The organism is Paraburkholderia sp. BL21I4N1 (genome assembly GCF_002973525.1).
In the GTDB taxonomy this organism is placed as follows: Bacteria; Pseudomonadota; Gammaproteobacteria; order Burkholderiales; family Burkholderiaceae; genus Paraburkholderia.
The window spans coordinates 144,371-164,935 of sequence record NZ_PVEN01000010.1; the positions used below are offsets into that span (position 1 = coordinate 144,371).

General features: G+C 65.7%; 15 protein-coding genes and 1 pseudogene. 9 read left to right on the forward strand and 7 right to left on the reverse strand.

The window, feature by feature from the left end; translation table 11 throughout:
* Nucleotides 1–25: 25 nt before the first annotated feature.
* Genes recC through B0G83_RS24040 form a run of 3 tightly spaced genes read left to right on the forward strand, consistent with a single transcriptional unit; the run spans nucleotide 26 to nucleotide 9,326 of the window.
* Nucleotides 26–3,412 carry an exodeoxyribonuclease V subunit gamma gene (gene recC, locus B0G83_RS24030; RefSeq protein WP_105510003.1) on the forward strand — a complete coding sequence of 1,129 codons (3,387 nt, stop codon included), beginning with the start codon at nucleotides 26–28 and terminating at the stop codon, nucleotides 3,410–3,412.
* Nucleotides 3,409–7,107 (forward strand): exodeoxyribonuclease V subunit beta, encoded by a 3,699-nt coding sequence (gene recB / locus B0G83_RS24035; protein ID WP_105509896.1) that lies wholly within the window; start codon nucleotides 3,409–3,411, stop codon nucleotides 7,105–7,107. The genes recC and recB overlap by 4 nt, the downstream gene beginning before the upstream one ends.
* Nucleotides 7,104–9,326 carry an AAA family ATPase gene (locus tag B0G83_RS24040; protein WP_105509897.1) on the forward strand — a complete coding sequence of 741 codons (2,223 nt, stop codon included), beginning with the start codon at nucleotides 7,104–7,106 and terminating at the stop codon, nucleotides 9,324–9,326. Before recB ends, B0G83_RS24040 begins: the two co-directional genes overlap by 4 nt.
* On the opposite strand, the gene B0G83_RS24045 is transcribed toward B0G83_RS24040, so the two are convergent.
* Nucleotides 9,327–9,968: a VC0807 family protein gene (locus tag B0G83_RS24045; protein ID WP_105509898.1), complete on the reverse strand. Its 642-nt coding sequence runs from the start codon at nucleotides 9,966–9,968 to the stop codon at nucleotides 9,327–9,329.
* A 165-nt stretch (nucleotides 9,969–10,133) separates the two neighbouring features.
* Between B0G83_RS24045 and arfB the strand changes: the two genes are divergently transcribed.
* Complete coding sequence (gene arfB, locus B0G83_RS24050; protein WP_105509899.1) at nucleotides 10,134–10,538, forward strand: alternative ribosome rescue aminoacyl-tRNA hydrolase ArfB; 405 nt, start codon at nucleotides 10,134–10,136, stop codon at nucleotides 10,536–10,538.
* Between the two features lie 23 nt (nucleotides 10,539–10,561).
* Here the strand turns inward: arfB and B0G83_RS24055 are convergent, their stop codons facing one another.
* On the reverse strand, nucleotides 10,562–11,860 hold the full coding sequence (locus B0G83_RS24055) for an EAL domain-containing protein (protein WP_105509900.1): 1,299 nt from the start codon (nucleotides 11,858–11,860) through the stop codon (nucleotides 10,562–10,564).
* Nucleotides 11,861–12,450: 590 nt separating this feature from the next.
* Between B0G83_RS24055 and B0G83_RS24060 the strand changes: the two genes are divergently transcribed.
* Nucleotides 12,451–12,741 carry a putative quinol monooxygenase gene (locus tag B0G83_RS24060; RefSeq protein ID WP_105510004.1) on the forward strand — a complete coding sequence of 97 codons (291 nt, stop codon included), beginning with the start codon at nucleotides 12,451–12,453 and terminating at the stop codon, nucleotides 12,739–12,741.
* 114 nt (nucleotides 12,742–12,855) lie between these two features.
* Here the strand turns inward: B0G83_RS24060 and B0G83_RS24065 are convergent, their stop codons facing one another.
* The 3 genes from B0G83_RS24065 to B0G83_RS24075 form a co-directional block, all read right to left on the reverse strand.
* Complete coding sequence (locus B0G83_RS24065) at nucleotides 12,856–13,113, reverse strand: hypothetical protein (protein WP_035550951.1); 258 nt, start codon at nucleotides 13,111–13,113, stop codon at nucleotides 12,856–12,858.
* A gap of 237 nt (nucleotides 13,114–13,350) precedes the next feature.
* Nucleotides 13,351–13,593: a hypothetical protein gene (locus B0G83_RS24070; protein WP_035550948.1), complete on the reverse strand. Its 243-nt coding sequence runs from the start codon at nucleotides 13,591–13,593 to the stop codon at nucleotides 13,351–13,353.
* Nucleotides 13,594–13,844: 251 nt separating this feature from the next.
* Nucleotides 13,845–14,522: a YdcF family protein gene (locus B0G83_RS24075; protein WP_374954939.1), complete on the reverse strand. Its 678-nt coding sequence runs from the start codon at nucleotides 14,520–14,522 to the stop codon at nucleotides 13,845–13,847.
* A gap of 307 nt (nucleotides 14,523–14,829) precedes the next feature.
* Here B0G83_RS24075 and B0G83_RS24080 point away from each other — a divergent pair, with 307 nt between their 5' ends.
* Complete coding sequence (locus B0G83_RS24080; protein ID WP_105509902.1) at nucleotides 14,830–15,153, forward strand: hypothetical protein; 324 nt, start codon at nucleotides 14,830–14,832, stop codon at nucleotides 15,151–15,153.
* 301 nt (nucleotides 15,154–15,454) lie between these two features.
* Here the strand turns inward: B0G83_RS24080 and B0G83_RS24085 are convergent, their stop codons facing one another.
* Both B0G83_RS24085 and B0G83_RS24090 read right to left on the reverse strand, forming a co-directional pair.
* Nucleotides 15,455–15,709 carry a hypothetical protein gene (locus B0G83_RS24085; protein ID WP_105509903.1) on the reverse strand — a complete coding sequence of 85 codons (255 nt, stop codon included), beginning with the start codon at nucleotides 15,707–15,709 and terminating at the stop codon, nucleotides 15,455–15,457.
* Between the two features lie 298 nt (nucleotides 15,710–16,007).
* Nucleotides 16,008–16,403 (reverse strand): annotated as a pseudogene (locus B0G83_RS24090) (transposase); the annotation flags it as partial.
* Between the two features lie 409 nt (nucleotides 16,404–16,812).
* On the opposite strand from B0G83_RS24090, the gene B0G83_RS24095 reads away from it, so the two are divergent.
* From B0G83_RS24095 to scpB, 3 genes are all read left to right on the forward strand, one after another.
* Nucleotides 16,813–17,715, forward strand: a complete 903-nt coding sequence (locus tag B0G83_RS24095; RefSeq protein ID WP_105509904.1) for a LysR family transcriptional regulator — start codon at nucleotides 16,813–16,815, stop codon at nucleotides 17,713–17,715.
* A 143-nt stretch (nucleotides 17,716–17,858) separates the two neighbouring features.
* Nucleotides 17,859–19,100: a pyridoxal phosphate-dependent aminotransferase gene (locus B0G83_RS24100; RefSeq protein WP_105509905.1), complete on the forward strand. Its 1,242-nt coding sequence runs from the start codon at nucleotides 17,859–17,861 to the stop codon at nucleotides 19,098–19,100.
* Nucleotides 19,101–19,470: 370 nt separating this feature from the next.
* Nucleotides 19,471–20,517, forward strand: coding sequence for an SMC-Scp complex subunit ScpB (scpB, locus tag B0G83_RS24105; protein WP_105509906.1), 1,047 nt, complete (start codon nucleotides 19,471–19,473; stop codon nucleotides 20,515–20,517).
* Nucleotides 20,518–20,565: the final 48 nt, after the last annotated feature.

The following is a 20,565-nucleotide window of genomic DNA, read 5'->3' on the forward strand; positions in this document are numbered from 1 at the left end:
GCGCCGCACGTTTTCCCCAGGATCCATGCTCCAGCTCTTCTATTCGAACCGCTATGAAACCCTTGTCGGCGCGCTGCTCGACGACCTGGCACAAGCGCCGTCCGACCCCTGGACCGCGCAGCCGGTGATCGTTCCGAGCGCGGCGGTCAGGCGCCGGCTCGAACTCGATATCGCCGCACGCCAGGGCATCTGCGCGAATGTCAATTTTGGTTATCTCGCGCAGTGGTTGTGGGCGCAGATCGGCGGCGTGATCGACGTGCCGAAGCATTCGCCGTTCGCGCCGGACCGCCTCGTGTGGCGTTGCTACCGGCTGCTGGGGGATGCGGATCGAGCGCTGCCATGGAACGCGTCGCCGCGGTTGCGCACCTATCTCGACGCGGCAGATGCGTCGATGCGCTACGAACTGGCCCGCCGCGTAGCCACGGTACTCGACCACTATCTGACCTATCGCCCCGAATGGCTGTTGCAGTGGCAGAAGGGCGGTTCGATCTTCGCCAGCGGCGCGTTGGACGACACCGGTCCGCGTCTTGCCGGTGCGAGCGACGCGGCACGCGAGGACGAGCGCTGGCAGGCCGCGCTGTGGCGCGCGGTGCTAAGCGAACTGGCCGGCCTGGCTGGCAACGCGCATACGTCCGCCGCCGCCTTGCCGCCCGCGTACCGCTTTCTGGAAGACATCGGCACGCTCGATCTCGAAGCCATTTCGAACGCGCAGTGGCCGGAAGCGGTAAGCGTGTTCGCGCTGCCCACCATGCCGCCGCTGCACGTCGCGTTGTTGCGGGCGCTCTCGCGGTGGGTGGACGTGCGTTTATACGTGATGAACCCGTGCCGCGAATTCTGGTTCGACGTGGTCAGCGCGGGCCGCGTCGAAGCGCTCGACGCGGCCGGGCAACTCGACTATCAGCAAGTCGGCCATCCGCTGCTCGCCGAATGGGGGCGTCAGACTCAGGCACAGCTGCACATGCTGCATGAACTGACCGAAAGCGCCGCATCGGGCGAGACCGGCGACTTCACCGAAAACCCCGAACCGAGCTGGCTCGCCGCCGTGCAAAACGGCATCCTCGATCTGCGCCCGGAAACGGATGCCGACGAGTTGCCCCTTGAGCGCGGCATCGAGGTGCACGTTTGTCATAGCCTGTCGCGGCAACTGGAGGTGCTGCACGACCGTCTGCTCGGCTGGTTCGACGAGTTCGACGATCTGCAGCCGTCCGACGTGCTGGTGGCGGTTTCCGACCTCGCGGCCGCCGGCCCGTTGATCGATGCGGTGTTCGGCACCACGCCCGCGGGCGACGCGCGCCGCATTCCGTACCGGATCACCGGTTTGCCGCCCTCGCAGGCCAATCCGGTCGCGCGTTTGCTGCTCGACTGGCTGGCCTTGCCCGAGCGTAGCGTCGGCGCGCCGGATCTGATCGAATGGCTGCGCGTCGACGCTATCGCCGCGCGTTACGAGATCGACGCCACGTCCCTCGAAGCCGCGCAGGAATGGCTGGCGGCAGCCGGCGCACGTCGTGGGCTCGCCCCGGTTCCGCCGAGCGGCGAACACGTGCCGATCGCCCGTCATACGTTCGCCGACGCGCTAACGCGTCTCTACCTCGGCTACGCAATGCCCGAGGGCGGCGAACCTGTCGACGCGTGGCTTCCGGTGGAAGGCGCCGGCGGCTCGAGTGCCGAACTGCTAGGCCGCCTGTCGAGTTTCGTCGACGACGTCGAGTCGTTCGCGGCGCAATGCGCGATCGAACGAACGCCCGTCGAATGGACGCAACTGCTGCTCGAAACCCTTGCACGGAGTTTCGATGGCGGCGTCGAGTTCGCCGATTCGCTGGCGGCCGTGCGCGACGCGATCGACAAGATGGGCGACGCCATGCAAGCCGGCGCGCAACACGTCCCGCTGCCCGCCGCGGTAGTGCGCGGCGCGCTCACCGAAGCGCTCGACGACCCCGCGCGCGGTGGCGTGCCTTGGGGCAGCGTGACGTTTTCGTCGCTGACCAGCTTGCGCGGTTTGCCGTACCGGATCGTCTGCCTGCTCGGCATGGACGACGGCGTGCTGCCGAGTCTCGCCCGCGCCGACGAGTTCGACCTGATGGCGGCGTTCGGCAAGGCGGGCGATCGCCAGCGCCGCGACGACGAACGTAACCTGTTCCTCGATCTGCTGCTGGCCGCGCGCGATCAGCTGTTCATCGCGTACACGGGCCGCAGCATTCGCGACAACGCGCCGTTGCCGCCCGCCGCGCTGGTTGACGAATTGCTCGACCATCTCGCGCAGGTGTCGGCGGGCGACGACGCAAGTCCGGCGGAAGTCGAGAAAGCGCGTCACGCGTTTATCGTCGACCACCCGTTGCAGGCGTTCGCGTCGGACTATTTCGTGCCGCAAAACGCGCTGTTCAGTTACGACGCCGATCGTGCGGAGCTGGCAAGCTTGCTGGCCGCGCCGCAGCATCCGGCGGCCGGGCCATTCTTCGATCAACCGTTGCCGCCGGAAGACGCGTCGGAGCCGGTAGCCTTCGACGAATTCGTGCGCTTCTGGCGCCATCCGGCGCGGGCGCTGTTGCGTGACCGCCTGGGCATCGTGTTGTCGGACGCACAAGGCGAGTTGCTCGACACCGAGCCGTTCGACCTGGACTATGCGGGGCGCGACGCGTTGGCGGAGCGTCTGCTGCCGGTGCTGCTCGACGTCGATATCGAAGACGACGTCATGTTCGAACGCGTGCGCCGCGTGGCCGCCGCCAGCCCCGAATTGCCGGGCGGCGCGACCGGCGCGGTATGGCGCGCGCGCGAACTCGGCGCGCTGCGCCAGCTTGCGGACAGCGTGCGTCGTGAGGTCGCCTCGGGCGTCGAGCGGTTGCCGTTCGTGCTCGACATTCCGTCACGCTGGCCCGATAGCGAGGACATGGCCGGCGCGCTATTCGGCGCGCATGACGCAGCGCTGCGCGCAGCGGCCCAAACGCCGCTGCAACTGCACGGCACCTTGAATCTGCTAACCGATACGGGACAGGTCATTTTTCGCTACGCCAAGCCCACCGCCCGCGACTATCTGTCCGCGTGGCTCGCGCATCTGGTCTATTGCGCCGCGCGGCCGGATGGCCCGCGCCGCACCGTCTGGCATGGCAGCGGCGAGAGCTTCGAACTCACGCCGGTTGCCGCGCCGCTCGACCAACTGGCGCCGCTCGCCGCGTTGTTCAGGGCAGGGCGCAGGCTGCCGCTGCGCTTCTTCCCGAAAAGCGCGTGGACCCAGGTCAGCGAGAGCGACTCCGCCGCCCAAGGCGTCTGGATCAACGACCGCGTGCGCGGCGAATCCGACGACGCCGCCTTGCGCATCGCGCTGCGCGGCACGCCGCTCACGCTCGACGAACCATTCGGCAGTCTCGCCTCGATCGTCTTCAAACCGCTGGTCCAGCATCTGCGGAGCGCGTCATGAGCGGCGCCGTGCACGGTTATGCGCTGGTCGCCGAAGAGCTCGACGTGTTCGGCTGTTCGCTCGACGGCGTGAACCAGATCGAGGCGTCGGCGGGCACCGGCAAGACGTGGAACATCTGCGCGTTATACGTGCGCCTGCTGCTCGAAAAGAATCTGAACGCGGATCAGATTCTCGTCGTCACGTTCACGAAGGCGGCGACCGCCGAACTGCACGAGCGAATTCGCGGTCGTCTCGCGGAGCTGCATCGGGCGATCGAATTGGACGACGACGGCGGCGATCCGTTTATCCAGCGTCTCTTTGAAACGACGCTGGCGCCTGACGGCGGCATCGATCGCGAGGCTGCGTTGAAGGTGGTGCGACGCGCGCTGCGCACCTTCGATCAGGCAGCGATTCACACCATTCACGCATTCTGTCAGCGCGCGTTGCAGGAGGCGCCGTTCGCCGCCGCCATGCCGTTCGCGTTCGAAATGGAAGCCGACGACGCCGCGTTGCGTTTCGAAATGGCCGCCGATTTCTGGCGCGAACAGGTCGAACCGATTGCGCACGCGCATCCCGCCTTCGCCGCGTGGCTGGTGGCCAAACGCGCGGGTCCCGCATCGCTCGACGAGCAACTGGCGCGGCGCCTCAAAAAGCCGTTGGCGCAATTGCGCTGGGGCACGGTGGACTCGAGCGGCGGCAGCGCCGATCCGCAAGCCGGCTTCGACGCCGCTCGCGAAGTCTGGCAGGCGGAGCGCGACGGGATCGTCCGCCTGCTTGCGGACGCGCAAGACCGGTTGAGCAAGACCACGCACAAGCCTGACCATGTGAGCGCCGCGATCGCCGCCTGGACCGATTACTTCGCGCAAGGCGACTGCCATGCGCCGCCGCCGCGAGCCGCGTTGAAGCTCACCGTGTCGGCGTTGAAGAAGGCGACCAAGGTCAAGTTCGAACCGCCCGGGCACGTGTTCTTCGAGCACGCGGAAGCGCTCGCGGCAGCGGTGATCGCGGCCGAAGCCGCACAACGCGCGCGCTGGCTCGCGCTGGTCGAGACGTGGCTCGACTACGCGCCGGCCGAACTGGTGGCGCGCAAGCGCACCCGCCGGGTGGTGTCGTTCGACGATCTGCTGTCCAACCTGTACCGCGCGCTTGAAGCGAATCCGTGGCTGGCCGACGCATTGCGCGCGCGTTATCCGGCAGCGCTGATCGACGAGTTCCAGGATACCGATCCGCTGCAATTCGCGATCTTCAGCCGCATCTTCGCGCCGGCTGGTCCGTTGTTTCTGGTCGGCGATCCGAAGCAGGCCATTTACAGTTTTCGCGCGGCGGATCTGCATACGTATCTGGCGGCGCGCGCGGCGGCGTCCGCGTGTTACACGCTGGCGGTCAACCAGCGCTCGACCGCGCCGATCGTCGAAGCGTGCAACCGTTTCTTCGAAGCCAACCCGCGCGCGTTCGTGCTGGACGGCCTCGATTATCAGCCGGTGCGGGCGGGCGAACGGCGCCGGGCGCCTTTTGTCGATCCCGACGCGAGCGGCGGCGATTTCCGTATCTGGACCTTGCCGCAAGGCGAAGCCGCGCTGACCAAGCGCGAAGCGCAAAGCGAAGCGAGCGAAGCGTGCGCCGCCGAGATCGTGCGTCTGTTGCGCGGCGCGCGCGACGGCGCGGTGACGATCGGCGACGAGCCGCTCGCGCCGGGTCATATCGCGGTGCTGGTGCAAACGCACCGGCAGGGCAGCCTGATCAAACGTGTGCTGGCGGCGTGGGGCGTCGGCAGTGTCGAACTGGCGCAGGCCTCGGTGTTCGCCACGCTCGACGCGGAGCAGATCGAACGCGTGCTGGCCGCCGTCGATACACCCGGCGATCTGCGCCGTCTACGCGCCGCGCTGGCGACCGACTGGCTTGGTCTCGACGCCACGTCGCTGTGGCGTCTCGAGCAGGTCGCCGACACCCCCACAGCCGCCGACGATCCCGCGCACGCGGCGGACGCAATGGGCTGGGTAGAACGTTTTTCGCGCTATCGCACGTTGTGGCATGAGCGCGGTTTCGCGGTGATGTGGCGCACGCTGATGCGCGAATTGCGCGTCGCACAGCGGCTGGTGGCGGGCGTGGACGGCGAGCGCCGTCTGACGAACGTCAATCATCTGGCTGAACTCGTGCAGGCGCGTGCCGCGACCCAGCCCGGGATCGCGCCCACCTTGCGCTGGCTCGCCGCGCAACGCACGCAGGGCGGTGGCGAAGACGCCCAGTTGCGGCTCGAATCGGACCGTAACCTCGTTCAGATCGTGACCGTGCACAAGTCGAAAGGGCTCGAATACGCGGTGGTGTTCTGTCCGTTCCTGAACGACGGCGCGTTGCGCGAGCCGCCGTCGTCCGGTTTGCCCGACGCACGCGAGTATCACGACGAGGACGGCGCCGCGGTGCTGCACTACGGTTGCGACGACGCAGAGGCCGAACGCGCGTCGCGCCATGCGTCGCGCGAGCAGGCGGCCGAACGCGCGCGGCTCGTGTATGTGGCGCTGACGCGCGCGGTGTACCGCTGCTATCTGGTCGCCGGCACGTATCTGTCGTCGCGCTCCACCAAAGAGTCGCGCCGCAGCGTGCTGAACTGGCTGGCCGGCGGCGGCGCGCACAGTTTCGACGACTGGCTCGCCGAGCCGCCCGACGAAGCCGTATTGGCCGCGAACTGGCAGGCGCTGGCGGGCGGCCCGGTGACGCTGCAACCCTTGCCTAGGGTGGAGCGCCGCGTGCCGCTGGAGAGCCTGCAGGACAGCGGCGTGCGGCTGCAGGCGCGCGCCAGTCGCCGGCCGTTGCGCGATCAGTGGCGCATGGCGAGTTTCAGCGGACTGATCGCGGCCGGCAGCAAGGCCGAGGACATGCCTGCGCCAACGGAAGACGTGCGTCCCGATCACGACGAAACCGCGGATGCGCTCGCACCGCCGCCCATGCTCGCGCCTGCGCCGCAAACGCCGTCTTGCGCGGACGACGACATTCTCGCGTTTCCGCGTGGCGCGGCGGCGGGCGAGTGTCTGCATCGCATGTTCGAACTCGCTGACTTTAGCGATCCGACCACCTGGCCGGATGCGATTCGTGGCGCGTTGCGCGAACGTCCGGCGCCGGCCGTGCCGGAACTCGCCGCGCGTCTGCCGGCAATGATGCATAACCTGCTGACCGACATCGTCAACACCGAACTCGTGCCGGGCATGACGCTCGCCGGCTTGAATCCGCAACGGCGGCTGAACGAACTCGAGTTTCTGTTCGCCGCGCCGTCGCTCGATTTCCCGGCGTTGCGCGAACTGCTGATCGAACACGGCTATCCGGACGTGGCACTCGAACCTGGCGTGCTGCGGGGTTTCGTCAAAGGATTTATCGACATGATCGTCGAGCACGACGGACGCTTCTGGGTCGTCGACTGGAAGTCCAACCATCTGGGCGACACCGTCGCCGACTATGCGTCGGCGCCGCTCGAAGCGGCGATGGCGAGCCACGCGTATCACCTGCAGGCGTTGCTTTATACGGTCGCCTTGCATCGCTATCTGAAGACGCGGGTGCGCGATTACGCGTACGACACGCATATCGGCGGTTACCTGTATCTGTTCGTGCGCGGGGTGCGCCCGGATTGGCGGGATGCCGACGCGGCAGCCGGCGTGCATGTGCGCCGGCCCGCGTTCGAACTGGTGGCGTTGCTCGACGCGGCCATGATCGGAGGTGGCGTATGAGCACGTTCGATCATGGCGCTTCTGCGTTGCCGGAAATCGACGACATCGGCGTGAGCTTGCCCGCGCCGGCCGATTTCAGCATGGCGCTTGCCGAGGGTTTTGCACGCCGCATCGGAATGTTGGCGCGGCGCGGCGGGGCGTCGACCGACGCGGTGAAATGGGCGGCACGGGGCGCGTTCGCCGCCAGCCGCGCAACCGATGAAGGGCACGTGTGCGTGCCGCTTGCGGTGCTGGCGCGGCGCTTCGATGCGTCGAGCACCGAGGTGCGCGCGGCGTTGTTCGCGAGCGGCATGGCCAGCGACGGGTCGCAGACCTCGGCGGCGTTGCGGCCGCTGGTGATCGATGGGCAAGGGCGTTTGTACCTCGCGCGTTACTACGATTACGAGCGGCGCCTGGCGCGCTCGCTGGTGGCGCATGCGGAGGCGGGGCATGCTGCCGGTGACGGGCTTTCCTCACAGACGCGGATCACGATCGGCGAGGGGCATTCGGCGCAAGCGCTCATCGCGGAGGGCGAGGCTAAAGCGGCGGCGACCTCTCGTGGGAGCGCCGCTACAGGCGGCGGCGCCGACCTTGCTTCCACGGCGCAGGCCAACGCCGCCGCGCTTCACCAGCGCCTGCTGCGCTACTTCGGCCCGCCCAAAGACGACGAAGTCGACTGGCAACGCGTCGCGGCCGTCATGGCGTTGTCGGGGCGCCTGACCATCGTCAGCGGCGGCCCCGGCACCGGCAAGACCACCACCGTGGTCGGCGTGCTGGCCTGTCTGCTCGACGCGCGCGTCGATCTGCGCATTGCCCTCGCGGCGCCTACCGGCAAGGCCGCGCAACGTATGCAGGAAGCCTTGCTCGCGCGCGCCGGCGACTTGCCGCCCGAACTGGCCGAACGTTTGCCGCAGACGTCGTACACGTTGCATCGTCTGCTCGGCTCCGGGCCGGGCGGACGCTTCCGGCACCATCGCGACAATCCGTTGCCGTACGACGTCGTCGTGATCGACGAGGCGTCGATGATCGACGTCGCGATGGCCGCGCATCTGCTCGACGCGGTCGCGCCGCAGACGCGGCTCGTGATGCTGGGCGACAAGGATCAACTCGCCGCCGTCGAAGCCGGCGCGGTGTTTGCCGAACTCAGCGCGCGGCCGACGTTCACGCAACCCGGCTTGCAGCGGATCGCCGACGCGTTGGGTATCGGGAAGACACGGCTTGCGCAGGCGTTGCCCAAAGTCTCGCGCGGTGTCGGCGAAGACCCGGATGCGCTTTTCGCACAGACAGACGGCGCTGCGCCGGACGATTTCGATCACCCGCCTCACGACCTCTTTTCGCCGACAGGCGAGCCCGACGCGTTCGAAGATCCGCGGGCAGGCGACCTGTTCGACGACGCGTCGTCGTCGCCCAATGCAGACAATCCGCTCGCCGATTGCGTCGTCTGGCTCGAGCGCAACTACCGCTTCGGTCTCGATTCGCCGATCGGCCGTCTGTCGGTGGCGATCCGCAACGGCTCGGCCGGCGCGGCGCTCGACGTGCTCGTCACCGATCCGGTCGATGCATGCGCCGCCGCGCTGCATGAAGACACCCAGCCGACACTTGCCGAACGCACCGTCGCGCGACTCGCCGCCGGCTTTGCACCGTATGCCGACGCACTGGCCGAAGCACTGGCCGCCGACACACCGGATCCGCTGCCGCTGTTCGACGCGCTGAACCGTTTCCGCATCTTGTGCGCTACCCGTTCCGGACCCCGTGGCGTCGATCAGGTGAATACGCTCATGGCCGCTCAGGTGCGGCGTTCGGCTGGGGTCACGCTGGCGGTGGGCGCGCAGTGGTTCGCGGGGCGTCCGGTGATGGTGACGCGCAACGACTACGCGCTGGGCCTGTTCAACGGCGACATCGGTATCGCATTGCCGGGAGCAGGCGGCGCGTTGCGAGTCTATTTCCGTACCGGCGACGGCGGTTTGCGAGCGGTGTCGCCGGCCGCGCTTCCGCCGCACGATACGGCGTTCGCGCTCACGGTCCACAAGTCGCAAGGCTCGGAGTTCGAGCACGCGGTATTGATGCTGCCGGCGGTATTGAGTCGCGTGTTGTCGCGCGAGCTGGTGTACACGGCGATTACCCGGGCGCGTGAGCGGGTCGAAGTGATCGGCTCGCGAGCCGTGCTGGCGCAAGCGATCGCGACGCCCACACAGCGCGATTCGGGGCTCGCGGCGCGGATCGCGGAGGCGTGGCGTTGATCAGCTTGCCACGCTGTCCGCCGGCACGCGGGCTTCGCTGCGCTTGCGCAGGCTCTTGCGGTACCACATGGTCCAGACCGTCAGCGCGCCGTAAATGCCGTAGCCGATGAAGGGCGAGATCACCAGGAAGCGCTCGATCGGCCACGTCAGCGCCATCCACGACCTGAGCGCCGTTTCGCCGGTCAGGCCGACGCCCCATACCAGCGTCATCAGGCGCAGCGCGCCGGAGAGGCCTGGCCGTTCCTGCATCAGCGCTTCGAAGCGCGCGGCGCCGCCTTCCATTTCACGCGCGACACTGGCGCGCGCGAGGTAAAAAATCAGCGGACGGCGCATCGGCAAAGACAGCAGAAACGCCACGCCGATCGCGCCGGATACCAGCGACTCGCGCAATAGCAGCATGCGCGGACTGCCGCCCAGCGCCATCGCGCCGATCGACAGCACGATGCCGCCCACGACGATCACGCTCAGCGCGTCGACGCGCCGGAAGCGCACCAGTTCGATCAGGCTCCAGAGGATCGGTGGCACTGCGGAGGCGATCAGCGCGCCAGTCTCGCCCAACTGCGGATGCGAATAGCGGTACACGAGCCACGGCAGCAGAAAATTGACGACCAGTTCCAGCACAAAACCCGGACGGAGTTTCATATGAATTTACGCTGTAAGCGGAAAGCGCAGTATCCGCGAACTGAGTGCGTTGAAGCAAATAGTTTTTCGCATCGGCACTCGTGTCCGATAGTCCGTAGCCCGTGACGGGCTGCGCGCCGCGTGCCTCGCTGTGTACACTGACGTCTCTTTGCCCAGACCCGCCTCATGACTTCCCGCTATCCGATCCCGCCGAACGAAATCGAGTTGACCGCCGTGCGCGCGCAAGGCGCGGGCGGGCAGAACGTCAACAAGGTGTCGAGCGCCATTCATCTGCGTTTCGACGTGCAGGCTTCGTCGTTGCCGGAGGTGTTGAAGATGCGGCTGCTTGCGCTGTCCGATCATCGCTTGACGCGCGACGGCGTGGTGATCATCAAGGCGCAGGAACACCGCACTCAGGAGATGAATCGCGCGGCGGCGTTGGCGCGGCTCGACGAGTTGATCGAGAGCGTCAGCGTGACGCGCAAGCCTCGGGTCGCGACCCGGCCCACACGCGCGTCGAATCGGCGTCGGCTGGATGGCAAGGCTAAACGCAGCGAGATCAAATCCGGCCGCGGGCGCGTGGAGGATTGACCGGCGTGGGCTGATCGACGCGATTAACGCTTGCCGCCGCGCCCACCGTGACGCCCGTCCACTGCGGTTGCGATCGGCACGAAGTCCACGCACAGCACATGCGTCTCGCCGCTGCGCTCGAACGCGATCGCCGCGGTATAGCAATCCTGACCGTCCGCCAGCGAATAATGCGGCCCCATCATCGCAACGCGTCCCGGTGCGGCGAGCGCATGCTTGAAATAGGCGCGCCGCGACCAGTTGCCGCGCGTGTCGGTATAGAGCGGCGCGAGCCGCAGCGGGGGCGGCGGCACCGAGGCGGCCGTGACCGAAGGCTGGGTCTGCTCGCCCTGGCCGTCGGTGATGAACACCCGGCGCGCTTCGCTCAGATGCCAGATCTTTTGCGCCGCCTGACGCAGATCGCCGGTGGTCTTGAAGGCGTCGACGGCGGCCAGCACGCTTTCCGCGAAGCCCTCGAAACCGAGCCGCTGGTGACCCGCATGCTCGCGTTCGTACGCGGCGAACTTGGTCCACATCGACTCGATCAGCGCCGGCACTTTGGCGCAGGCCGCCTGCACTGAGCCCTTCGGTTGACCGAGCCAGAAACCCTGCACGAAGTCGACGTCGGCCTGCATCAGAATCATCAACTCCTCGTCGGTCTCGACGCCTTCGGCCAGCACGAGTGTGCCGGACTGATGCAACATCGCGATCAGATGGCTGATCATCGAATCGTCGCCCTCGCGCTTGCCCGCGCGCGCCACCAGCGAACGGTCGAGTTTGACGATGTCGGGACGGAAGCGCCACACGCGGTCGAAGTTCGAAAAGCCTGTGCCGAAATCGTCGATCGCGATCAGGAAGTCGCGCGGTTGCGACGCGGCGAGCATGCTGGCGACGGCGGATTCGTCGTCGGCGGGTTGCTCCAGCACCTCGATCACGATGCGTTCCTGCGGCAGGCCGAAATGCGCCGACAGTTCGTCGATAAACGTGCGTTGCGGCCAGCCTGTTTCAAATACCTGCGGACGCGTATTCAGAAACAGCCAGCCGGTGCTGATGCCTTGCTCCATGAAATTCGCCACATGCAGACAGCGCGCGATGCGGTCGAGTTCGCGCGCGTCGGCGGCGGAGCGGGTGCCGGAGAACAGCACTTCAGGCGAGACCGGCAGGCCGACCGGATCGAACGCGCGCAGCAAGCCCTCATAACCCACCACGCACTGATGCGTGACCGACAGCACCGGCTGGAACACGCTGTGCAGCGTCAAGGCGCGCCACGTCGCGGTCCAGCCGGACTCGTCCCGGACCAGATGCGGCAGCAGGCCGCTCAGAGTCACTTCGCTGACGCTTGGCATAGACGCGGGCATAAAGGCGGGCACGAGAGCGGACATGGTGACATCGCGGCAAGCAGGTGACGGGGCGCGCAAACTGCTTCGGCGCGCAACGGATGCACAGCCCATTCGTCGGCAGGGCAGGACGGATACAGCCCAGGAACGCGCAGAGCGATGCCAGCCATGCCGGACTCCGGCGGAGTATTCAAACCAGTCTAGCAGTTTGCAATTCGCATGAATGTGCGGGTTATCACAGACGCGGGGACAGAACTGATGGCCGCGTCAACCGCCTGCTACAAGGTTATCCGGCGGCTTGCCGTGCCCGCATGTCACGTGCTCTGCCTGATTTCGCTTGCGCGCTCGCCGTGCATGAAAACAGGTCGGGCGGCTCGCAATCAATCGTCCGTATTAAACCGAGCGTAGCAGTGCGGGAAACGGGCACCCGCCAAAATTTAGGCCAGGACGGTGCTCAGACGTTTTGTGTGACGCAAGCGGTTTTGTCAGGCGAGACGCGAGGCGGTGAAAGCGCTCGTCTCGCGGCGCGCGGCGGCCGCCTGCACGATTGACGCCCGGCGGGTATGCTGCTGCTTCTTTTCGTCTATTGGAGGTTGGGCATGTCGGAAATCGCAGTGGTCGCAATCTCGGTCGCGAAGCCGGGCTATGAAGAGCAACTGCGTCAGGCGGCCGAAGGGATCGTCGGACCGACGCGCAACGAGCAGGGCGCGCTTCAGTACGACCTGCATCGCGACGTGCAGGAGCCGCGCCGGTTTGTGTTCGTCGAGCGTTGGGAAAGTCAGGAAGCGCTGGCGGCGCATGCCAGGTCCGCGCATATCGCGGCTTATAAGCAAGCCGTGGCGGACTGGGTCGAACACTCGGAAATCCGCGTGTTGTCGAAGATCGTGTAAGTGGTCGAATGAGTGGTCGAACGATTCGTTCGACCACTGTGCGCCACGGCGAGCGGCTGGCGGTCCGGAAAACGGGGCCGCGCGGCGCTCGCCGTTGGCGTTTACGGCGTGGCTTTAATGCGTGGCTTGCGGGACGTCGAGGATCAGGATGATGGTCCAGTCGGCGTCGCCATCATGGTGATACTGACGTTCCGCGACGATGAACGGTTGCTGCTTGCCGTCCGGGCCGAGAAACAGCACGTCGCCTTCCATCGGCAGGCATTCGACGGGCGGCAGCGCCAGAAACGCTTCCTGACCGCCGCGCGGCATCAGTTTTTCGATTTTCTTGGATGCTGCTTCGGTCCATTCGATATCTAGCTGGATGTTGCTCATGCTGTCCTCCGCACCAGGGTGCGCACGGGTTAGGGGAGTCCGGCTGGGCGCCGGACGGTGCGCGACTGTAGCACACCGTCAGCGCGGCGCCGCGGCTTCGCTGCCGGACCATTAGACAACAAAAAAGCCGAAGCCGGCGGTGCCGGCTTCGGCTTTTCACCTTCGCGGCGGGGCCGCGGGTGACGGTAGTGGTGCGCGAAAAATCCAGGCTGCGGATTCGTGCAGTGGACGCTGCGCTTACGAACTGGCGGCGTCGGCCTTGGCGGCCTTCTTGTGATGCGGAGCCATCTTGTGATGTTTCATCGGCATGGCCGGTGCGCTTTCCATCGCCTGCTGACGGTTTTGCAAATCTTGCGCACGTTGTTCGACGTCGGCGGCCTTGGCCGGATCGGTGCTCATCATGACGCCGTTGTCCTGCGCATAAGCCGCGCCCGTTACGGCACTGAGGGAAACCAGGATCGCCAGGGACACTTTCTTCATCGTTACCTCCGCAGAGTGGTTATGGACCCGAGTATTTGCCTGTCCAAACGGAAAGACAATGCATTCTAGCCAGCAATATCCGCTCCAGCAGATGGTTTTCTCACTCCGATGACAATTCGTTACATCTTGTTACGTTCCGTCAACACACGTCGCCCGGGACGATTCCGCTCGATGCGCGCAGTCGACATGCATGGCGGATACAGCAAACATTCGCATCTCTAAATAAAGCGGCGTGTTGAGCTGCTCGTATTTCAAAACCAACCCATCGCGCTATATACATAAAACTGCCCGATGCCGATCAACTCGTGCAACGCGGTCTCCGCGCTCACCAGATTGTCATAACGCGGGAGTACACCGAGTTGGGCACGGCGGGCGCTCGATATCATTGGTTGCGGCTCGAGACCGAAGCGCCGGAAGTCGAGCAGCGCGCGCGGCATGTGATACGCGGATGTGACGAGTATCAAGGCGTCGTAGCGCGACCGGCCGAGAATGGACGACACGTTGCGGGCGTTTTCGTACGTGGTGCGGCTGGTGTTTTCCAGCACGATATCCGCGCGCGGCACCTGGTCGCGCAGCAGATAGGGCAGGTAGGTATCGGCCTCGGTCGCGCTATGCCGCTGCGGATTGCCGCCGCTGACGATCACCTGGCAACTGGCCGCGCTTCGCTTGCAGGCGGCGTAGCTCTGCGCGCTGACGGTAATGCGCGCGAGGACGTCGTGCGGCGGGACGAGCACGTGGTCGTGGTCGTAGCGGGTGCCGCCGCCGAGCAGAATGATCGCGGTGCGCGGCGCGTATCTGGCGGGCTGCACGGTCTGTTCGTGCGGCTGCGCGAGATCCAGCAAAGGGGCGGTGAGCCAGCCCGCGGCGAGCAACCAGAACACGGCGATTGCGCCGACGGCGAGGGGGCGGCGGGCGCGTTTCCATAGCACGATTGCTGCAAAAAAAAGCGCTAATAAAGTGAATAGAATCAATTTAAATGGGGTAACGTATGACTTTCGGGATAAATCCATGGGCTTGCTATCGCGCCGCAGCGGTTGCATCGTCGGCTCGTGGACAGAACGCTAACATGCCGTTCAGACGGGGGTTCCGAAAACGAGGCCAGGCAGCACCTGGCGGATTCGGCCGCACCAGATGCGGCGAGATTCCAGCCAAGGGCGGGTGCTGAGCGCGTCACTGGTGGCGCGGTGACGTGTTGGGCATAGATGTGTCATAGCTGCACTTTAAGAAAGAAGTGAGATGACCACGTATTCCAACGAAGCGGTACTTGAAGCGCTGCGGCGGGCGCAATATCGCCAGGTCCCATGGGCCAGAAGGCCGGGCGTTTTCCAATATCTTCGCGCGCTGGGCCTGATGGACACCGTTCGTCAACGCACCGTCGCACCGGCTCCGGGATTTCACGCACCTGTCGATATCGCCGTCCTCACCGAGCGGGGCAGAGCTGAATTCAACCGGCTCGCGCACGACGAACGTCTGCTCAGCTGGACCGCACGGCGCATGAACGACTACGTCGTCACCCCTGCCGAAACGCGGCCTGCCGCCGCGCTCGAAGTCCGGCCCTAGCGCCGCGCGGACAGGGACGCTGACGCTTCTTTCCGGCCGCTTCGCGCGGCTGGAAGTGACGGTATTGTTGCTGCGGGTTGGCGACCGAGCTATTGCTCCCTTCCAGGCGCCCCATGTCCACCCGTTCCGCACCTCACCGAGGGTTGCCCGGTGCTTGCCGCTCGCGCCAAAAAAAAGCCCGTATCGCGAGGATACGGGCGTACCGGATTTACTACTGCCACGCTGTGCTAATGGCATTAAATCAGACTAGCGCGATGTCAGCTGGTTCCCCAGCGATTCAATTCGACCGCGCGATCGCCGCTTAACGACGCCGCGGCGCATTCTCGCGCGGCATATCCGGCCGCGCGCGCACATTACTGGCGATATCGCCACGCAAATCGCCGCGCGGCGCCGGCGGCGTGAAATCACGACCGCGCGTCTCACCCTGTTGCCAGGCTTCGAGGGTGGCCGTTCGTTCCGGCCGCCAGTTCCATCCTTCTGGGCGCTGCTGGGCAAGCGCCGGTGCGGCCATTGATGAAATCACAATGCCGCACAGAAGCAGTGACATTGGTTTCATGCTGAGCTCCCGTCAAGCCGATCGATTCAAGGCCTGTTTGCATACCCATAAGGTATGCCGGGTTGCGAAAGCACGCTGTAAGTAATAGTAAATGGATGTTTCATCCGCAACCGGGACGCGGCTTCAGGCGTCTGAAGCCGCGCGATATCAGGCTCGGTCTGGCGGGAAGGGCCGACAGAGGTGGGCGCGCCGACGGCGGTGCCCATACCGGGAACCGGCGGGCGTTGACACGGACGCGCGGCGGCCCAGATACACGCCGGGCGCCCGCAGGCGCCCGGAGGCAAAACAATTCGCGTCAGGCCATCTTGACCGGCGCGCGCCACGATTCCGGATTGGTCCAGAACGCGCCACGCAGACGGTCACGGCTCGGCGGTGCCGGCGGCTTCGCGGCGGTCGCGCCAATGCGACCGCGCAGCGAAACTTCACGACCACTCGTGTTGAGTCGCTTCACTATTTCGGCGAGCGTACCATCGGCCTGCCACTCGTCGAAACGGCGGCGGCAGGTCGGCGGCGACGGATAGCGGCCCGGCAGCTTGGACCAGCCTTCGCCCGTCGACAGCACCCACAGCACGGCATTGACCACCGCGCGTGCTTCCACGCGTGGCCGGCCGCGCCGTTCGCTGCGTGCGGGCTCCGCACAGAACAAAGCCTCGACCAGCGCCCACTCGTTGTCTCTCAAATCGTCGAACAGCATCATGTTTCACCTCAGCGAAGCTAACTCCGGTGCGCTGCCCCGCGCCGCGCACTCTCCATGCACTCGATAGGCGAGTGCCAAGGGGGGTCGGGCTTGCCACGGTCTGCTATGCAGTCAGAAGTCATGGCGCCGACCCTGTGTGCATGTAAATGCAGGAAGTGTGCCAAGTTAAGTCTGACCGCCTGAAAGCCCCGTGACAGCGGGCCAGCGCGGGCGCTAGCTAGGGGCGTATGAGAATCCAAAAAACCCATCCCGCAAATCAGGACAATCACCAATCTTGTGCAATCAGGCCCGTCCAGCGTGCGTTTGCGCCTTATTGCTGCATTGCAGCGATATGCTTGAAACTGAATAAGGAGGACGGTTTCGCCATACAATGCGCATTAAATGGCGAAATTGATGAGGTCGGTAAATGAATGTGACGCTGCGCCAACTAAGGGTTTTCATTGAGGTCGCGCGCTTGCAAAGCTTCAGCCGGGCGGGGGACGAGATCGGTCTGACGCAGTCGGCGGTTAGCCGCTGCGTGCGGGAGTTGGAGGGCGAGATCGGTTTGAAGCTGATCGATCGGACGACGCGCGAGGTGCAGTTGACGGACGTCGGCGGCAATCTGGTGTCGAGCGTGTCGAGGCTGTTGACGGATCTGGACGACGCGTTGCGCGAGATTCGCGAAATCGGCGAGCAGCGGCGTGGCCGCGTGGTGGTGGCCGCCAGCCCGACGGTGGCGTGCCGGCTGATGCCCGGCGTGGTGGCGGCTTGCGGGCGGCAGTTTCCGTACGTCACGCTGGGTTTGCGCGACGACGTGCAAAGCGACGTGGTGCGCAAGGTCAAATCGGGCGAAGTCGATTTCGGCGTCATCATCGGTCCCTTTTCCGCCGACGATCTGCTCAGCGAGTCGCTGATGACCGATTCGTTCTGTGTCGTGGCGCGCGACGATCACCCGCTGGCGCTGAAGTCGCAGGTGGCGTGGACCGATCTCGAAGGCCAGCAGCTCGTCATGCTCGATTACGCGTCCGGCAGCCGGCCTATCATCGACGCCGTGATGCAGGAGCACGGCGTAAGCGCCACGGTGGTGCAGGAGTTGGGGCATTCCGCGACCGTTTTTGGGCTGGTCGAGGCAGGTGTGGGCGTCAGCGTGCTGCCGTGGCTGGCGTTGCCGCTGCCGGCGGGGGCGTCGCTGGTGGCGCGGCCGCTGGTGCCGCGCGCCGAGCGGACGGTCGAACTGGTGCGAAGACGCGATCGCTCGCTGTCGCCGGCGGCGGAGGCGGTGTGGGGGCTGATCCGCGAACTGCCGGCACGAGCGGAGGATCTGGCGTGAGGGTGGACATTTCGTGAGGCTGATGCGTCAGCCCGCGGGGGCGTTGGGAGCCGGTTTCGCCGTCGCCAAAACAGCCCTCGCGCTAAACTGTCACCGCTGCTGAATGTCAGCCTGTGTCCTTCACCCTTTGTCTGGACGTCTCGATGAGCGAATCGGATCTGCCTGCGCCTGCCGTCCCCAATGCGCGCGACGCCGTGCGCGCACTGCGTCCTTCGCAGATCCGCGAAGTCGCCAACGCCGGTTTTGGTGTTGATGACGTGCTGCCTTTCTGGTTCGGCGAGTCCGACCGGGTCACGCCGGCTTTCATCCGCGACGCCGCCAGCGCCGCCCTGACCGCCGGCGCGACGTTCTACACGCACAACCTGGGCATCGCGCCGCTGCGCGCGGCGCTTGCGGAGTATGTCGGCGCGCTGCATGGCCCGACATCGACGGATCACATCGCGGTCACGAGCGCGGGCGTCAACGCGCTGATGCTCGCGGCGCAACTCGTGGTGGGCGCGGGCGACCGCGTCGTCGCGGTAACGCCGCTGTGGCCGAATCTGGTCGAGATTCCGAAGATTCTCGGCGCGCACGTGGACACGGTGCCGCTCGGCTACGGCGAGCACGGCTGGCAACTCGACATGGCGCAGTTGCTCGCCGCGCTGACGCCGGAAACGAGGATGCTGCTGGTCAACTCGCCGAACAATCCCACCGGCTGGGTGATGAGCCGCGACGAGCAGCGCACCGTGCTGGCGCATTGCCGGCGCCACGGCATCTGGATCGTCGCGGATGAGGTCTACGAGCGTCTGTATTACGCGAACGCGGACGCCGGCGCCGCCGCGATCGACGCGGGCTGGACGCAATCGCGCGCCGCGCCGTCGTTTCTCGACCTGGCCTCGCGCGACGAACGCGTGATCTGCGTGAATTCGTTTTCAAAGGCCTGGCTGATGACCGGCTGGCGACTTGGCTGGATTGTCGCGCCGGCCGCGTTGATGGACGACCTGGGCAAACTGGTCGAGTACAACACCTCCTGCGCACCGGCTTTCGTGCAGCAGGCCGGCATCGTGGCCGTCCAGCAGGGCGAGCGTTTCACGCAGGAACTGGTGCTCGATCTGAAGGCATCGCGCGACCACCTGGTGCGCGCGCTCTCGGATATACCGGGCGTCGACGTCAAGACGCCGCCCGGCGCGATGTACCTGTTTTTCTCGATGCCGGGCGCGACCCGCAGCCTTGAGCTCTGTAAAGCGATGGTGCGCGAAGTCGGTCTGGGCGTGGCGCCGGGCAGCGCGTTCGGGCCGCAGGGCGAAGGCTTCGTGCGCTGGTGCTACGCGTGCGATACGGCGCGGCTGGACGCGGGCGTCGAGCGTCTCAAGCGTTTCCTGGCACAACATGACGCAATGCGCTGAGTGGCTCGAACGAATGGCGGAAAAGGGCGAGGCGCGACCCGTTTGAACGGGATTGACCAAGAAAACTCTGTTTTCTGTCCAATTACTCCCGTTTTTTCTCAAAAGCATGTTCGCCAACGTCTTGCTCGAAAATGCGCCGGGGATTTCGTCTTTACGCACTGATTGTTTTTGCGTAATATGGCGCTCAGTCACGCGGTTCCTTTCGGGAATTTCGCTGCTCCGTCCGGCTGGGTTTGGCTCGATAGTCTGTTTCGCCACCCCCCGGTGCGTGCTCCCATCAATATGACCGATCAGAATCGGGCGAGCGCGTCTTCAGTTCCAAATCGTCTGTTTGATCCGGTTCTTTGACCACAGGGTCTGACCTAGCTGCATGAATACCCAAGAGGCGAAGATCGTCCTCGAGACTGCCTTGATCTGCGCGCAGGAGCCATTAAAGCTCGGCGAGTTGCGCAAGCTCTTTGCCGACGGCGTGTCGGCAGACACCGTTCGAACGTTGCTCGAAGACCTCAGGCACGACTGGTCTGGGCGCGGTGTGGAGCTGGTCGGGCTGGCGTCGGGCTGGCGGTTTCAAAGCAAGCCCGCGATGCGCTCGTACCTGGATCGTTTGCATCCTGAGAAGCCGCCGAAATATTCGCGCGCGGTGCTCGAAACGCTCGCGATCATTGCCTATCGGCAACCGGTTACGCGTGGCGACATCGAAGAGATTCGCGGCGTGACGGTGAATACGCAGGTCGTCAAGCAGCTCGAGGATCGCAACTGGATCGAAGTGATCGGCCATCGTGACGTGCCGGGGCGTCCGGCGCTGTACGCGACCACGCGGCAGTTTCTCGATGACCTCGGTTTGAGAGCGCTCGACGAATTGCCGCCGCTGGCCGATCCGTCGGCACAGTTGAACGCGGATCTGCTTGGTCAGCATGCCATCGAGTTCGCTGATATCGGAACCGCTGCGCAGGCTTCGGCCGTAGATAGCGATGCGCGAGACGCGCCGGTGGAATCCGACGCGAGCGAGCCAGGCGCACTTGCGGGTGAGTCGCGCGACGTGTTGGCCACAGGCGCGGAGCAGGATATCCCGCACGTAGCGGGCGAACCGGCGCTGCCGGACGCCGGCAGCGCCGGTCCCGCGACCACGCCCGACTCGTATCCGGCCGCCGCCAGCGTTCCGGGCGTGCAGGAACATGCCGAAACGGCAAACGTTGAATCGCAGGCCGGCGTCGCCGGGTCCGCACAGCATCACGATCCGGTCTCCCAGGCCGATCCGGCAATACCCGCGCACGACTCGGGCGTACTTCGCGATACGGAGCACGCCGCCGAGCCGATCCCGACCACGGCGGCGCACGACGATTCTGAGGATCGTCGCGATGCCGCACAGGACGCAGGCATTCTGACCGACGACGAACCCGAGTCGCGCAGCGCCTGACGTAACCGAACTTTTTTTGCCACGCCCGCAATGGGCGTGCGCGACCTG

Excerpts from the sequence above, each read along its gene's own strand:
- recB (WP_105509896.1), top strand. The coding sequence starts at position 3,409 with ATGAGCGGCGCCGTGCACGGTTATGCGCTGGTCGCCGAAGAGCTCGAC.
- B0G83_RS24100 (WP_105509905.1), top strand. The coding sequence starts at position 17,859 with ATGAGCGAATCGGATCTGCCTGCGCCTGCCGTCCCCAATGCGCGCGAC.
- B0G83_RS24045 (WP_105509898.1), bottom strand. The coding sequence starts at position 9,968 with ATGAAACTCCGTCCGGGTTTTGTGCTGGAACTGGTCGTCAATTTTCTG.
- scpB (WP_105509906.1), top strand. The coding sequence starts at position 19,471 with ATGAATACCCAAGAGGCGAAGATCGTCCTCGAGACTGCCTTGATCTGC.
- B0G83_RS24060 (WP_105510004.1), top strand. The coding sequence starts at position 12,451 with ATGTCGGAAATCGCAGTGGTCGCAATCTCGGTCGCGAAGCCGGGCTAT.
- B0G83_RS24070 (WP_035550948.1), bottom strand. The coding sequence starts at position 13,593 with ATGAAGAAAGTGTCCCTGGCGATCCTGGTTTCCCTCAGTGCCGTAACG.
- B0G83_RS24065 (WP_035550951.1), bottom strand. The coding sequence starts at position 13,113 with ATGAGCAACATCCAGCTAGATATCGAATGGACCGAAGCAGCATCCAAG.
- arfB (WP_105509899.1), top strand. The coding sequence starts at position 10,134 with ATGACTTCCCGCTATCCGATCCCGCCGAACGAAATCGAGTTGACCGCC.
- B0G83_RS24080 (WP_105509902.1), top strand. The coding sequence starts at position 14,830 with ATGACCACGTATTCCAACGAAGCGGTACTTGAAGCGCTGCGGCGGGCG.
- B0G83_RS24085 (WP_105509903.1), bottom strand. The coding sequence starts at position 15,709 with ATGAAACCAATGTCACTGCTTCTGTGCGGCATTGTGATTTCATCAATG.
- B0G83_RS24040 (WP_105509897.1), top strand. The coding sequence starts at position 7,104 with ATGAGCACGTTCGATCATGGCGCTTCTGCGTTGCCGGAAATCGACGAC.
- B0G83_RS24095 (WP_105509904.1), top strand. The coding sequence starts at position 16,813 with ATGAATGTGACGCTGCGCCAACTAAGGGTTTTCATTGAGGTCGCGCGC.
- B0G83_RS24055 (WP_105509900.1), bottom strand. The coding sequence starts at position 11,860 with ATGCCAAGCGTCAGCGAAGTGACTCTGAGCGGCCTGCTGCCGCATCTG.
- recC (WP_105510003.1), top strand. The coding sequence starts at position 26 with ATGCTCCAGCTCTTCTATTCGAACCGCTATGAAACCCTTGTCGGCGCG.